A 14,089-nucleotide genomic window follows, 5' to 3' on the forward strand; every position below is an offset into this window, starting at 1 on the left:
GACCCGTGAGGAGATCCTCCGCCAGTACTGCATCCAGCGCGGTTGGGACCCAGAGTGGTGCGACCCCGACAACTGGCCGCAGAACCCGGCCGACGATCCTCGCAACGAAGAGCCCTGAGCTGTCTCAGCTGAGGAAGTCGATCGCCCGGTCGTTCCCCGCCGCGACGGCGGCCTGGTAGACCGGCCAGGCGATCGCCAGGTCCTGCCAGGGCAGACCGACCGGCGCGTACACGGTGAGTTGGTCAGCCGTCTCGCGTCCTGTCCGCGAGCCGGTCAGCACCTGCGTGAGCGTGCCGTGGGCAGCCTCGGCGCCCAGCCCGGCGTTGCCCAGAGCGCCCATACCGACGGCCAGTTCGAGATCGTCGACGATGACCCGCGCCCGAAGCAGCAGTTCCGCGGACAGCTCCACCTTCCCCGGCTCGTCCGCACCCACCGTGGTGAGGTGCAGCCCAGGCCGCGCGTCCGCCGCCGTCAGCAACGGCTTCCGGGACCAGGTCGCCAGTACGACGAGGTCCGCGTCCGCAGCCACCTCCGACGGACTCTGCGCGGTCTGACCGGGAATCGCCTGGTTGGCCAGGAAGGCGGCTGAACGGTCCAGGTCAAGGTCGTGCACGACCACCCTGGTCACGTCGCGGAGCTCGGTGAGTCCCCGGAGCACCATCGCCGCCTGTGCGCCCGCGCCGATCACCCCGACCGTCGAGGCCCGAGTGGCCAGGAGGTCGGTGGCGAGGGCCACGGCGAGACCCGTTCGCCAGGCGGTGATCGTGGCCGAGTCCATCAGTGCGAGCAGCGAGCCGTCGGCCAGGTCGTGCAGGCAGACGACACCTCGCAGCGCGGGCGAAGCCGCTGGGAACTTCGCATTCACCTTCACCGTGTACGCGGGCACGCCCTGGACCACGCCGGGCAGCAGGGCGGTCGCCGTACCTGGGCCCGGAAGGTCGGTGCGGCTGCGGATCGGCCGGGCCGGGGCGGGCTGGTGGAAACCGGCCCGCAACGTGTCGAGGATCGCGGTGGGATCGAGGACGCCGAGGATGTCGGACCGGGTGAGGAGCAGGGTCATCAGACGACGTTCCGCTCGGCGCGGTGGGTGTCGGTGGTGAAGCGGCCGGCGTGGAGCGGAGAGATGTCGACGAACGGGGTGCGCTCGAGATAGAGGTCGCGGACGACTTCGCCGACCGCGGGGCCCTGGAGGAAGCCGTGCCCGGAGAAGCCGGTGGCGTACAGGAACCGGGACACGCCGTCGGCCTCGCCGATCAGCGCGTTGTGGTCCGGGGTGTTCTCGTACAGGCCGGCCCAGCCGCCGGTCAGGCCGACGTCCAGGAGGGCGGGTGCACGGTGCTCCATCCGCTCGGTGAGACGAGGCAGCCAGGTGTCGGTGCGGTTCAGGTGGAAGCCGGGCAGCTCCTCGGGGTCCGACATGCCGACGAGCAGGCCCGGACCCTCGCGGTGGAAGTAGAACGTGCTGCTGAAGTCGATCGTCATCGGTAGCCCGGACGGCAGCCCCGCGATCGCCTCGGTGACCACGATCTGCCGCCGCAGCGGGGTCACCGGGAGGTCGACACCGACCAGCTCCCCGAGCTGCCGGGACCACGCGCCAGCCGCGCAGACCACCGTGCCGGTCCGGACCGTCCCACGACCGGTCCGGACCGCCCGAATCTGGTTGCCATCGGCATCGATGCCGGTGACCTCGCAGCCGGTCACCAGCGTGGCGCCGAGCCGGCGGGCGGCCGACGCGTAGCCGAGTACGACGGACTCCGGCGTGCAGTGCCCGTCGCTCGGTGAGAAGCAGGCGCCGACCAGACCGTCCGGCGAGATGATCGGTGCGAGCGCGACCGCCTCGTCGACGCCGAGCATCCGTGTGGGCTGGCCGGCCGCGTTCTGCAGCCGGGTGCTCGCACGGAACAGCTCGAGCTGGTCCGGGGTCTCGAGCAGGAACAGGTAGCCGACGCGGTGCAGGTCGATCTCCTGGCCCGGCCGCTCGCCGAAGCGGGCGAAGGCTTCCAGACTGCGGGCGCCGAGGGCGATGTTCAGCTCGTCGGAGAAGTTCGCCCGGACGCCGCCGGCCGCCTTCGAGGTCGAACCGGAACCGAGCCCGTCGCGTTCCAGCAGCAGGACGCGCTCGACGCCCGCCTCGGCGAGGTGGAACGCGATGCTGGTGCCCATCACCCCGCCGCCGACGATCACCACGTCGGCGGCGGCCGGCAGGATCGGCGCCATCAGGGCAGCTGGTACGAGAGGTCGGCCTCGACCGTCGCCGTGTCCAGCTGCGCTTTCTGCAGCCTGCCCGAGTAGTCCCAGTTCATCGACTGCCAGCGGGTGAACTGGTCGAGCACCCAGACCCCGCTCTGCCGGGAACCGTTGCCGGACCGGCCGTTCCCGCCGAACGGCAGATGCGCCTCCGCGCCGGAGGTCGAGTTGTTCACACTCACCATCCCGGCCGAGATGCCCTGGGCGAACCGGAACGCCTTGTCCGGGTCGGTGGTGTAGATCGAGCTGGACAGGCCGTACCCGGGCGTGTTGCCGAGGGCAATTGCTTCGTCCAGGTCGCGGTACGTCGCGACTCCGACGACCGGCCCGAACGTCTCGTTCAGGAACAGCTCGTCGTCCGGACGGACCGCGGCGACGATCACCGGGTGGTAGAACAGTCCGGCCGCGGGGTCGCCCACGAACCCCTTCCGCGGGTTGTCGGCGGTGACCCGGCCGGTCGCGCCGATCACCCGGTGGTGCGGCTCGATCCAGCGCAGCGACTTCTCGAATCCGGCCGCGAACTTCTCGTCCAGCAGCGGCCCGAACAGCACGTCCTCGGTCGGGTCACCCATCGCCGCGTCCGCGACCGCCCGGCCGAACCGGTCCAGGAACTCGTCGTGCACCGACCGGTGGACGATCGCCGTACCGAGTGACGTGCAGCGCTGTCCCGCCGTACCGAAGCCGGAGAACAGGGCGCCCTCGACGGCCAGGTCGAGGTCGGCGTCCTCGGTGATGACCATCGGGTTCTTGCCGCCGAGCTCCAGGCACGGGGTCTGCAGGTGCCGGCCGCACAGCTCGCCGATCCGGATGCCGACCTCGCTCGACCCGGTGAAGCCGACCTTGTCCACCAGTCCGGCCTGCAGCGCCTGCTCGAGCCCGGTGAAGGTGTCCGGACCGTCGGCGTACACCACGTTGAAGACGCCGGCCGGTACGCCGGAGTGGGCGAAGATCTCGTAGAACGCGTCGGACACCACCGCCGAGTACTCCGCCGGCTTCCAGACGACCGTGTTCCCGCACAGCAGCGCCGGGACGATGTACCAGGACGGCACGGCGACCGGGAAGTTGCCGGCCGTGATCACCGCCACCGTGCCGACCGGGCGGCGGAACGTGAACAACTGCTTGTCCGGCATCTCCGACGGAACCGTCTGCCCGTAGAGCCGGCGGCCCTCACCGACGAAGAAGTCGCAGGTGTCGATGATCTCCTGGACCTCACCCCGGGCCTCGGCGATCGGCTTGCCGATCTCGCGGGTGACCAGCCCGGCGAGGCGTTCCTTGTTGGCCGTCATCAGCCGGCCGACGTTCGCGATCACCTGGCCGCGCTGCGGTGCGGGGGTCGCCGCCCAGGCCGGCTGCGCGGCCCGCGCGGCCCCGGCGGCCCTGGCGAACACCTCCGGCCCGGCACTGCCGACCGTCCCGACGACCTCGCTCAACCGCGCCGGGTTGGTCGACGGCGTCCGTCGTACCGTCTCCGCCACCCGATCACCGGCCACCACCGACAGAACCTCGACCGCCATCGCGCATCCCCTCTCTGGTGTGGCCTCCACCCTAATTGCGGCACCTTGTGAGTGCATTCACAAGCCGGTAGGATGAGGGCAGCCGACGACGGATGAGGTACAGCTCATGACCCAGCGGAAGCCACCGGGCATGAAGACCCAGGACTGGGTCGAGGCCCAGATCCAGCAGGCGCAGAAGGCCGGCGAGTTCGACGACCTGGCCGGGGCCGGGAAGCCCCTGAAACTTCCCGACGGGCACGATCCGGACTGGTGGGTAAAGGACTACCTCCGCCGCGAGCAGCTCGACGTCGAGGCGCTGCTGCCGGCCGCGGTCCAGTTGCGCAAGGAGAAGCAGCAGGTCCACGAGAAGGTCGCCCGGATGCGCCGCGAGTCCGAGGTGCGCGACTACCTCGCCGACCTGAACCAGCGGATCCTCGTCAGCATCCGCGACACCACCGGCCCGGTCGTCCCGGTGGGAACGGTCGACGAGGAGGAGATCCTCGAGCACTGGCGCACCCATCGCCCCGAGCCGACCCGCGTGCACGAGGCGAAGCCGGCGGACGAGCCACGGAAGAAGTCGGTCTGGCAGCGGCTGTTCAGCTGAGCAGCTCGCGGGCGGCGGTCTCGATCTCGCGCTCGCTGACCAGGACGTGGTGCGCGGCCGCGCCCAGCGGGACGTAGGAGTCGTAGCTGGCGACGCGCGCCAGCCGGCCGGTGTACCCGTAGTCGATCAGGGTCGCCAGCACGCCCTCGGAGACCCCGCCGGAGCGCCGGGTCTCGTCGACGACCAGCACCTTGCCGGTGGCGGTTGCCTCACGCAACAAGTCGTCGACCGGCAGCGGCGCGAGCCAGCGCAGGTCGAGCACCCGGACGCCGGGCACGCGCGCCGCCACCCGGAGACTCATCGGCACACCGTTGCCGAAGGTGACGATGGTCAGCCCGGTCCCGTCGCCGTACGTCCGGGCGCTCCCGATCGGCACCGGCTCCTGGGGGTACGACGCCGGCCATGCGTCGTCGCCCTCGTCGTACAGGTCCCGCCGGTGGTAGAGCGCGATCGGCTCGAGGAAGACGTTCACCGTGCCGGACGAGCGGGCGGCGGCCGCGCAGGTGTGCAGCATCGCGGCCGCGTCGTCGGGCCGCGACGGCGACGCGATCACGATGCCCGGGATGTCCCGCAGTACCCCGATCGCGTCGTCGTTGTGGAAGTGGCCGCCGAATCCCTTCTGGTAGCCGTACCCGGCGATCCGCAGGACCATCGGGTTCGCGTACTGCTCCTGGGAGAAGAACTTCAGCGACGCCGCCTCGCCGCGCAGTTGGTCCTCGGCGTTGTGCAGGTAGGCGAGGTACTGGATCTCCGGGATCGGCAGCAGCCCGGACACCCCCGCGCCCAGGGCCAGGCCGAGGATCGACTGCTCGTCCAGCAGGGTGTCGAACACGCGGGCCGGGCCGAACGCCTTCTGCAGCCCGCGGGTCACGCCGTACACGCCGCCCTTGCGGCCGACGTCCTCGCCGAACACCATCGCCTCCGGGTACGACGCGAGCACGTCGGCGAGCGCGCGGTTGATCGACTGGCTCAGGGTCAGCCGGTCCTCGCCGGTACTGCGCCGCGGCAGCGACTCCGACACCTTCGCCGGGTCCGGGAAGCGCAGCGGCGCGGCCACCGCCTCGGCGGTCGGCAACTGCGGCAGACCGGCGACCTCCGCCGCGATCCGCATCACCTCCGACCGCTTGTCCTCGTACCACTCGATGACCTCGTCGGGCGTGTGACCGGCACCGAGCAGCAGGCGCGCCGTACCGAGCAGCGGGTCGAGCTCCTCGTCCGCGGCCAGTTCGGCGGGTGAGCGGTACGCCGCCTCCACGTCGGAGCCGGCGTGGCCGAGCAGCCGGACCGTCCGCAGCCGGAGGAACGCCGGACGCCGGTTGCGCCGGACGAACGTCGCCGCCTCCCTGGCCATCGACAGCGCCGCCGCGACGTCGGTGCCGTCGGCGTCGAAGTACCGCAGGCCGGGCCGCTGCCCGTACGCCTGCCGGATCCAGCCCTCCGGTGTGCGCACGCTGATCCCGATCCCGTTGTCCTCGCAGACCAGCAGCAACGGCATCGGCAGACCCTGGTACGACGCGTGCAGGGTGGCATTGATCGCGCCGGTCGCGGTCGAGTGGTTCGCCGAGGCGTCGCCGAAGCTGGCCACCACGATCGCGTCGTGCGGCCACCGCGACGAGACGCCGAGCTTGGCCGACCGCGAGATCGAGAACGCGACCCCCATCGCCCGCGGCAGGTGGGACGCGATCGTCGAGGTCTGCGGGATGATCGCCAGGTCGTGCCGGCCGAAGACCTTGTGCCGGCCGCCGGCGATCGGCTCCACGGTGGCAGCCGCGACTCCGAGGAGGATGTCGCGCAGTCCTTCCTTCGAGCCGCACTGCTCGGCGCGCGCCAGGTAGAACGCGCCGGATCGGTAGTGCAGCAGCGCGGGGTCGGTGGGCCGCACTGCCGCCGCGACGGCGGCGTTGCCCTCGTGGCCGGCCGACCCGATCGTATAGAACCCCTGGCCCCGCGACTGCATCCACCGGGCCGCGAGGTCCGCGTGCCGGCTGCCGAGCTGGGCGTCGTACAAGCTGCGCAGCTCGTCCGTCGGGAGGTCGGCCGGCGTCGGCTTCAGCCCGCGGACGCGCTCGGCGAACCGCTCGTCGACGCCGGTCACCGGTCGGAGCCCGCAGTCGTCGAGCCGCCCGTCTCAGAGCCCGCAGTCGAACCCGTCGTCGTTCGGGTTCGCGTCGGCCAGGACGTCCAGGATTCTGCTCGCGCGGAGAAGGTCCTCATCTGATACATGATCGGCGAAGAACGTCGACACCACAGCCTCGACCACGGGTTGAGCAGCCGCGAGCGCCTCCCGGCCGGCCGGGGTGAGCTCGGCCCAGGTGGCCCGGCGATCGTCGGGGGTGTTCCGGCGGACCACCCAGCCGTCCTTGTCCTCGAGTTTGCCGACCAGCCGGGTGCAGCCGCTGCGGGAGATCATCAGCTGCTCCGCGAGCGGCGCCATCCGCAGCCGGCCGCCGGCCTGGTCGAGGCTCCGCAGCACCTCGTGCTCGAAGTACCCCATCTTCAGCCGGGAGCGCAGAGTGTTGTCGAGATGCGTGAACAGCAGTGTGTCCGCCCGGTACATCGCCCGCCAGGCACCGAGCTGTTCGGTGCTCATCGTCGTCGGCATGGTGGAAAGTGTACGACGTTCGGTGCGCATCACAACAGTTGACATGTGAACTGTTCGTCTGTGTATGCTCCTCGGAACGACCAGGGGAGGGTGACGTGGGCTGGAAGGCGGTTCAACCGCTGCGCCATCGGGACTACCGGCTGCTGTGGACCGGACTGGCGGTCGCGCTGCTCGGCAGCGGGCTGTGGCTGGTCGCCCTCGCCTGGCAGGTGATCGAGCTCGGCGGCGGGCCGGTCCAGCTGTCGGTGGTGACGACGGCGTACAGCATCGGACTCGTCGTCTGCGTGCTGTTCGGCGGGATCGCGGCCGACCGGTTGTCGCAGCGCAGCGTGATCATCGCGGCCGACACCGTCCGGGGATTGGTGCTGCTGGTCGTCGCCGGGCTGGCGCTGAGTGGGTTGCTCGAGGTGTGGCACCTGGCCGGTGCCGCCGTCCTGATCGGCGCCGGCGAGGCGTTCCTCATCCCGGCGTACACGGCGCTCGTGCCGAAGCTGCTGCCGGCCGACGAGTTGCTCGCCGCGAACGGGCTGGAGGGCACGCTGCGGCCGCTGGCCCAGCAGGCGACCGGGCCGGCGCTCGGTGGTCTGGCGATCGCAGCGCTGTCACCCGGGGTCGCGATCCTGGTGACCGCGCTCACCTACTTCTTCTCCGCGGGCTGCGTGCTCGCGATGCGGGTGCCGTCGAGCGGCTTCGAGCCGGTCGAGCCGGGTGACGTCGAGGACACCGGCGAGAAGGCCGATGCGCGGACCGTGTTCGGTGACCTGCGCGAAGGCTGGCGGTACGTCCGGCAGACGCGCTGGCTGCTCGCCTCGCTGCTGTTCGGCACGGTGTTCGTGCTGCTGATCCTCGGGCCGCTCGAGGTGCTGCTGCCGTTCGCCGTCCGGGACCAGCTCGGCGGCGGACCGAGCGACTTCGGACTCGTGCTGGCCGCGTTCGGCATCGGCGGGGCCGCCGGCGCGCTGCTGATCTCGTCGCGCAGCCTGCCGCGGCGGTACCTGACCGTGATGACACTGCTGTGGGGCGTCGGGTCGCTGCCGTTCGCCGTGCTCGGGTTCGCCCGCGACCTGTGGATGATGATGGCGGGCGCGGCTGTCGTCGGCGTGACCAGCTCGGCGGCGATGGTGATCTGGGGGACGCTGCTGCAGCGCCGGGTGCCTGACCACCTGCGAGGCCGGATCGCCAGCCTGGACTTCTTCGTCTCGCTGCTGCTGATGCCGCTGTCGATGGCGCTGGCCGGGCCGGCGGGCGCCGTACTCGGGCTGACGGCGGTGTTCCTGATCGCCGGGATCGGCCCCGCGCTGATCTCGTTCCTGGTGGTGTACTTCGGCCGGATGCCGTCGGACGAGATCGCCCACCCGCTCGACCACGCGGAGCCGGCGCCCAGCGCGGCTTGACCCGGATCCGGCTGCTGTTCACCGGGCACGCGCAGGAGAACTCCGAGCTGGCCGACCACGGGCAGCCGCCGCAGAGCCTCGGGCAGTACCTCGTCTCCTCCTCCTTCGGTGAGGCGGTGTTCGAGAACTGGGAGTCCGAGTTCCTGCAGATGGGAATGTACGTCCTGCTGACGGCGTACCTGGTGCAGAAGGGGTCGGCGGAGTCCAGGCCGCTCGAGGGGTCGGCCCCGCAGGACGAGGACCCGCGGGAGCACCGTAACGACCAGGAGGCACCGTGGCCGGTTCGGCACGGATCCGCCACGGTGCTCTGGCTGTACGAGAACTCGCTCGCGATCGCCTTCGGGCTGGTCTTCCTGTTGTCCTTCTGGCTGCACGCGGTGACCGGTGCCGGGGCGTACAGCGAGGAGCAGACGATGCACGGTGGCGAGGCGGTCACCGCCTGGCAGTACGTCTGGACGTCGCAGTTCTGGTACGAGTCCTTCCAGAACTGGCAGAGCGAGTTCCTCGCGGTGGCCGCGATCGTCGGCGGGTCGATCCACCTGCGTCAGCGCCGGTCGGCCCAGTCGAAGCCGGTGCACGCCCCGAACTCGGAGACCGGCGGCTGATTGACCACGCCCGGGCGGGAACGGTGACGGGAGGCCGTTCGTTCTGGGGGTAGGTGTCTGTGGGGCGGGTGCAGGTGAGGTGTGTCGTGGGTGAGATCCGGTGAGGCGTCCCTCCCCGCTGGTGCGTCGGATGGCGGTCGCGGGCGGTCTGGGCGTCGGCACGACCGGGGTCCTGACCGGAGTGTTGCTTTTCGGTCCGCTGGCCGCGTCGATCCTGCTCGCCGTCGTCTTCGCGCTGGTGTGGCCGCTGGCCGCGGTGATCCGGCACGTTGCCGACGACGCGCCGTACCGGTCCGCCGTGGTCGTCGCCGGAGCCGCGGCTGCCGGGGTGCTGTGTCTCCCGGGTCTGGTGCGGCTGATGGCGTGGGGTGCCATCGGGCTGGCGGTCGCGCTGCTCGTCGCCGGGCTCTTCATCCTGATCGATCTCGTCACGCCGGAGCGCCGGACGCGACCATCACGCAGTCAGCGCACGCTCGAGGAGCTGAAGCAGGCAGAGCTCCAGGAGGACGAGCAGCTCATCGCCTCGCTCAAGTGCCCGCTCAGCATCGAGGAGCTCTGCGGCCTCTGGACGGAGACCGCCACCCAGCTGGCCCAGGGCGCGGGACCGCGTGACCGCCAGGCGGTCGCCGAGGTACGGCGGATCTGCCTGGACGAGTTCGAGCGCCGCAACCCCGCCGGCTTCCACCGCTGGCTCGACGCCGGCGCCCCCGCCAACCCGAGCAGCTACCTGCTGCCTACGCCCGGCGAGTAGTCAGGTCAGGCGGCCTTCTTCCGGCTGGAGGTCTTCTTCGCGGTGGACTTCTTCGCGGTGGACTTCTTCGCCGTGGTCTTCTTGGCCGTGGTTTTCTCGGCGGTGGACTTCTTCGCGGAGGTCTTCTTCGTGGTCTTCTTGGTGGCGCCGGACGTACGGCGGCTGCGGGCGGCCTCGACGCTGGCACGCAGGGCGGAGACGAGGTCGGTCGGAGTGGTGGCCTCCGGCTCCTCCTCGGTGAAGACGACCTCCTTGCCCTTGCGCTTGGTCTCGACCAGGTCCTTCACCCGTTCGGTGTAGGTGTCCGTGTAGGCGCTCGGCTTCCATTCGCCGCTCATCGCCTCGATCAGGTCGGCCGCCATCGACAGCTGCTTGCCGGCACTCGACCTGGCCGGCAGGTCGTCGAGCTCCTCGGCCGGGTTGCGGATCTCGTCGGCGAAGTACATCGTCTCCAGCACCAGCACCTTGTCCTGGGCCCGGATGGTGGCCAGGTACTCCTTGCCGCGCATGACGAACTTCGCGATCCCGGCTCGGTTGGTCTTCTTGAGCGCGTCCCGCAACAGGGCGTACGACCCCTTGTTGTCGGCGTCCTTCGGGCCCAGGTAGTAGCTCTTCTGGTAGTAGATCGGGTCGATCTCGTCCAGGTCGACGAAGGTGGAGATCTCCAGCGACCGCGACTTGCCGGGCGCGATGTTGTCCAGTTCCTCCGGCTCGACGATCACGTACTTGCCGTCGCCGAGGTCGTGACCCTTGACGATCTTCTCGTAGTCGACCTCGCGTCCGGTGCGCTCGTTCACCCGTTTGTACCGGATCCTGTCCGAGGTCCCCCTCTGGAACTGGTGGAAGTCGACCTCGTGCTCCTCGGTCGCGCTGTACAGCCCGACCGGCACCGAGACCAGTCCGAAATTGATGTACCCGCTCCAGATCGACCGCGCCATCGCCCGGCTCCTCTCGTCGTCCGCGCCGGTACCCAGGTCAGAGACGGTTGTACCGCTTCCGCGCCTCCCGGCTGTGCTTCTGTGCGTCCCGGGCGGCCCGGCGCGCGTCGTCCAGCTCGGCGCCCAGCCGTCGCACCCGTTCCTGGGCCTCGGCCAGCGCCTCGCGGGCCTCATCCAGCTGGTTGTCCAGGTCCTCGACCGTCGCCTCGGCCTGCTGCGCCGCCGAGACCGCCGCCTCGAACTCCTCCTTCGCCTCGGCCTTCTTCGCGGCCTCCCGTTCCTCCTGCTCCTGCTCGGCCTTCTCGCGCTTGCGGCGCGCGGCGGCCGACTCCTCCTCCGCCGCGGTCTCCGCCTTGCGGCGTTCCCGCGCCTTCTGCCGGCGCTCGTCCGTCAGCGGGGTGACGTTGGTGGGCTCGCCGCTCTCGTCGACCACCCCGAAGCCGACGTGCCGCAGCGCGCTGCTCAGCCGACCTTCCCGTACGGCGTCACCCGCGGCGGGGTCGACCAGCGCCGCGTCGAGGGTCTCGCGGAGCTTCTGGCCGACGTCGGCGCTGATCTTCTGGCCCTGCTGCTCGGCCAGCTTCGTGGCCTCCTTGGCGAGCTTGTCGAGCACCTTGTGCCGCTTCGGGGCCAGCTCGCGCAGCCGCTCGCCGTCCAGGTCCGCGGTCGCCTCGCGGAACTCGTCGCCGAGCGCGAGCAGGTCGTCCAGCTCGTCCGGCAGCTCGCGGGCGACCAGGTTCGTCACCCAGGCGGCGACCGTCGGTTTGCGCATCGCCTTCAGCCGAGTCGATCCCAGCTGGTCACCGTCCGCCTTCAGCTGCTTCGCCAGCTCGTTGCGAGTAGCAATGAAGTCGGCCGCGGACGCCGCGTAGAGCGTGTCGGCCGCCTCCTCGAAGTCCACGGCACCGACGCTACCGGAACTCCCCCGCGCACAGAACCACCCCGGCCTGCGGGGGGATCTGCGCCGGGGTGGCGGACCTGCGGTGGCCCGGGTTACTTCTTGAAGGCGTCCTTGGCCTTCTCGCCGGCCTGCTTCAGGGCGGCCACCGACTCCTCGGTCTCGCCCTCGGCCTGCAAGTCGCGGTCGTCGGTCGCGTCGCCGGTCTTCGCCTTGACCTTGCCCTTGGCTTCCTCGGCGGCGTTCTTCATCTTGTCTCCGATACCCATCGTTCTTCTCCTTCGTGGGTCGGTAACTGTCGCTCCCCGGGTGCCCGCGGGTGGGGAGTCCATGCATGCCCGCGGACCCTGCATGGAGGGTCCGCGGGCGGGGAACCGGCGAGGGCCTACCCGAAGGAGACGTGATGCGGGCACTGGTTCTGAACTGCACCTTGAAGCCCTCGCCGGGCGAGTCGAACACCGACCTGCTGGCCGACGTGGTGGTCGAGGCGCTCCAGGAGGAGAAGGTCGACGTCGACCGGGTCCGGCTGGCTGACCTGACGATCAAGCCGGGGGTGAGCAGCGACGAGGGCACCGGGGACGACTGGCCCGGGATCCACCAGCAGTTGCTGGACAGCGAGATCCTGGTCGTCGCCACCCCCACGTGGGTCGGCCGGCCGTCGTCGATCGCCCAGCGGATGCTGGAACGGATGGACGCCATGCTCAGCGAGACCGACGACGAGGGACGGCCGGTCGCGTACAACAAGGTCGCCGGCATCGTGGTCACCGGCAACGAGGACGGCGCCCACCACGTGATCTCGGAGATCTGCGGCGGCCTGGTGGACATCGGCTACACGATCCCGGGGCAGGCCTGGACGTACTGGAACAAGGGTCCCGGACCAGGGCCGAGCTACTCGGAGACCGACGAGGGCCACGACTGGTCGGCGAAGACCGGGCGGGCGATGGCGAGCAACCTGGTGGCGGTCGCGCGAGCGCTGGCCGCGAACCCCGTGCCGGCCCCGCCGGGCTGATTGTTCCGTACGTCCGGGGGTACCGGGCGAGCAGCGCGAAAGGAGCAAGCGAATGCCTGCAGGATCGAGCCCGAAACGTGAGCGCCAGTACGAGCACATCAAGACCGGGCTGAAGAAGCGCGGCCGGAGCGAGGACACCGCCGAGGAGATCGCGGCCCGCACCGTGAACAAGGAACGCGCGCGGTCCGGCGAGGCCAAGCAGAAGAGCCGCTCCTCCACTCAGGACATCTCGTCCGGCCGCCGCGGCGGACTGCGGTCGCACAGCGGTTCCCGGGGGCGGACGAAGGAGCAGCTGTGCAACGAGGCCAAGCAGAAGAACATCAAGGGCCGGTCGAAGATGTCCAAGGCCCAGCTCGAGAAGGCTGTGGGCCGCTAGTGAAGGCCCTCACCTGGCAGGGCAAGCGCTCGGTGGAAGTCGTCGACGTGCCGGACCCGCGGATCCAGGAACCGACCGATGCAGTCGTCAAGGTGACGACGACCGGGATCTGCGGGTCCGACCTTCATCTGTACGAGGTGATGGCCCCGTTCCTCGACCCCGGCGACATTCTCGGCCACGAGGCGATGGGCGTGGTCGAGGAGGTCGGCTCCGAGGTCACCAACCTGAAGCCCGGCGACCGCGTCGTCGTACCGTTCCAGATCGCCTGCGGTTCGTGCTTCATGTGCACGCAGGATCTGCAGACACAGTGCGAGACGACCCAGGTCCGCGAGCAGGGCATGGGGGCGGCTCTGTTCGGCTACACCAAGCTCTACGGTCAGGTTCCCGGCGGTCAGGCGGAGCACCTGCGCGTTCCGCAGGCGCAGTACGGCCCGATCAAGGTCCCGGACGGGCCGCCCGACGACCGGTTCGTCTATCTGTCCGACGTACTCCCGACGGCCTGGCAGGCAGTCGAGTACGCCGCGATCCCCGACGGCGGCACGGTCCTCGTACTGGGGCTGGGGCCGATCGGTGACATGTGCTGCCGGATCGCGATGCACCGCGGACACCGCGTGATCGGTGTCGACCTGGTGCCCGAGCGTCTCAAGCGCGCGGAGCTCCACGGTGTGGAGGTGCTCGAGTACAGCGACGACGTCGCGGACGAGATCAAGGACCGCACCGAGGGACGCGGGCCGGACTCGGTGATCGACGCCGTCGGCATGGAGGCGCACGGTTCGCCGGTGGCCAAGGTCAGTCAGCAACTCGCCGGCTACCTGCCGGACGCCCTGCAACGCAAGGTGATGCAGACCCTCGGGGTCGACCGGCTGGCGGCGCTCTACCTGGCGGTCGATGCCGTCCGGCGGGGCGGCACGGTCTCGCTCATCGGGGTGTACGGCGGCATGGCCGACCCACTGCCGATGCTGACGATCTTCGACAAGCAACTCCAGTTCCGGATGGGCCAGGCCAACGTGCACCGGTGGTCCGACCGGATCCTGAAGCTGCTCGGTGACGAGGATCCGCTGAACGTGGACGGTTTCGCGACTCACCACCTACCGTTGAGCGAGGGACCGGCGGCGTACGAAATGTTCCAGCAGAAGCGTGACGGAGCGGTGAAGGTGCTGCTGACCCCCTAG

Annotated in this window: 15 protein-coding genes; 7 read left to right on the top strand and 8 right to left on the bottom strand. The window is 70.3% G+C overall.

From position 1 onward, the window contains the following. Positions 1 to 124 precede the first annotated feature (124 nt). From E1218_RS15295 to E1218_RS15305, 3 genes are read right to left on the bottom strand one after another with little or no spacing between them, the layout of a single operon-like run. Positions 125 to 1,060: an ornithine cyclodeaminase family protein gene (locus tag E1218_RS15295; RefSeq protein ID WP_132320560.1), complete on the bottom strand. Its 936-nt coding sequence runs from the start codon at positions 1,058 to 1,060 to the stop codon at positions 125 to 127. Further along, the gene (locus E1218_RS15300) at positions 1,060 to 2,217 is read right to left on the bottom strand and encodes an NAD(P)/FAD-dependent oxidoreductase (protein ID WP_202866031.1); all 1,158 of its coding nucleotides are present in this window, start codon (positions 2,215 to 2,217) and stop codon (positions 1,060 to 1,062) included. The genes E1218_RS15295 and E1218_RS15300 overlap by 1 nt, the downstream gene beginning before the upstream one ends. Further along, the gene (locus E1218_RS15305) at positions 2,217 to 3,761 is read right to left on the bottom strand and encodes an aldehyde dehydrogenase family protein (protein WP_132320562.1); all 1,545 of its coding nucleotides are present in this window, start codon (positions 3,759 to 3,761) and stop codon (positions 2,217 to 2,219) included. Before E1218_RS15305 ends, E1218_RS15300 begins: the two co-directional genes overlap by 1 nt. A gap of 106 nt (positions 3,762 to 3,867) precedes the next feature. Between E1218_RS15305 and E1218_RS15310 the strand changes: the two genes are divergently transcribed. Beyond that, positions 3,868 to 4,344 (top strand): DnaJ family domain-containing protein, encoded by a 477-nt coding sequence (locus E1218_RS15310; RefSeq protein ID WP_132320564.1) that lies wholly within the window; start codon positions 3,868 to 3,870, stop codon positions 4,342 to 4,344. Here the strand turns inward: E1218_RS15310 and E1218_RS15315 are convergent. Both E1218_RS15315 and E1218_RS15320 read right to left on the bottom strand, forming a co-directional pair. After that, entirely contained in the window at positions 4,337 to 6,439 is a 2,103-nt protein-coding gene (locus tag E1218_RS15315; RefSeq protein WP_132320566.1) for a thiamine pyrophosphate-dependent enzyme, read from the bottom strand. The genes E1218_RS15310 and E1218_RS15315 overlap by 8 nt on opposite strands. Before the next feature lie 33 nt (positions 6,440 to 6,472). Further along, positions 6,473 to 6,946, bottom strand: a complete 474-nt coding sequence (locus E1218_RS15320) for a MarR family winged helix-turn-helix transcriptional regulator (protein ID WP_132320568.1) — start codon at positions 6,944 to 6,946, stop codon at positions 6,473 to 6,475. A gap of 95 nt (positions 6,947 to 7,041) precedes the next feature. Between E1218_RS15320 and E1218_RS15325 the strand changes: the two genes are divergently transcribed. The 3 genes from E1218_RS15325 to E1218_RS15335 all read left to right on the top strand — a co-directional run bounded on the left by E1218_RS15325 (position 7,042) and on the right by E1218_RS15335 (position 9,696). Further along, a complete protein-coding gene (locus tag E1218_RS15325; RefSeq protein ID WP_132320570.1) occupies positions 7,042 to 8,340 on the top strand; it encodes an MFS transporter in 1,299 nt (432 codons plus the stop codon). Continuing rightward, positions 8,337 to 8,945 (top strand): DUF6766 family protein, encoded by a 609-nt coding sequence (locus tag E1218_RS15330; RefSeq protein WP_202866032.1) that lies wholly within the window; start codon positions 8,337 to 8,339, stop codon positions 8,943 to 8,945. Before E1218_RS15325 ends, E1218_RS15330 begins: the two co-directional genes overlap by 4 nt. Before the next feature lie 130 nt (positions 8,946 to 9,075). Continuing rightward, on the top strand, positions 9,076 to 9,696 hold the full coding sequence (locus E1218_RS15335) for a hypothetical protein (protein ID WP_132320572.1): 621 nt from the start codon (positions 9,076 to 9,078) through the stop codon (positions 9,694 to 9,696). A 5-nt stretch (positions 9,697 to 9,701) separates the two neighbouring features. Here the strand turns inward: E1218_RS15335 and ku are convergent, their stop codons facing one another. The 3 genes from ku to E1218_RS15350 form a co-directional block, all read right to left on the bottom strand. Continuing rightward, on the bottom strand, positions 9,702 to 10,634 hold the full coding sequence (gene ku / locus E1218_RS15340) for a non-homologous end joining protein Ku (RefSeq protein WP_132320574.1): 933 nt from the start codon (positions 10,632 to 10,634) through the stop codon (positions 9,702 to 9,704). Positions 10,635 to 10,671: 37 nt separating this feature from the next. Further along, a complete protein-coding gene (locus E1218_RS15345; RefSeq protein ID WP_132320576.1) occupies positions 10,672 to 11,535 on the bottom strand; it encodes a hypothetical protein in 864 nt (287 codons plus the stop codon). Between the two features lie 92 nt (positions 11,536 to 11,627). Further along, positions 11,628 to 11,801 (bottom strand): CsbD family protein, encoded by a 174-nt coding sequence (locus E1218_RS15350; RefSeq protein WP_132320578.1) that lies wholly within the window; start codon positions 11,799 to 11,801, stop codon positions 11,628 to 11,630. A gap of 134 nt (positions 11,802 to 11,935) precedes the next feature. On the opposite strand from E1218_RS15350, the gene E1218_RS15355 reads away from it, so the two are divergent. Genes E1218_RS15355 through E1218_RS15365 form a run of 3 tightly spaced genes read left to right on the top strand, consistent with a single transcriptional unit; the run spans position 11,936 to position 14,089 of the window. Beyond that, the gene (locus E1218_RS15355; protein WP_132320580.1) at positions 11,936 to 12,541 is read left to right on the top strand and encodes a flavodoxin family protein; all 606 of its coding nucleotides are present in this window, start codon (positions 11,936 to 11,938) and stop codon (positions 12,539 to 12,541) included. A gap of 52 nt (positions 12,542 to 12,593) precedes the next feature. Then, positions 12,594 to 12,917 carry a plasmid stabilization protein gene (locus E1218_RS15360; RefSeq protein ID WP_132320582.1) on the top strand — a complete coding sequence of 108 codons (324 nt, stop codon included), beginning with the start codon at positions 12,594 to 12,596 and terminating at the stop codon, positions 12,915 to 12,917. Then, on the top strand, positions 12,917 to 14,089 hold the full coding sequence (locus E1218_RS15365; protein WP_132320584.1) for a zinc-dependent alcohol dehydrogenase: 1,173 nt from the start codon (positions 12,917 to 12,919) through the stop codon (positions 14,087 to 14,089). The genes E1218_RS15360 and E1218_RS15365 overlap by 1 nt, the downstream gene beginning before the upstream one ends.

The sequence above is a fragment of the Kribbella turkmenica genome (assembly GCF_004348725.1).
Lineage (GTDB): Bacteria > Actinomycetota > Actinomycetes > Propionibacteriales > Kribbellaceae > Kribbella > Kribbella turkmenica.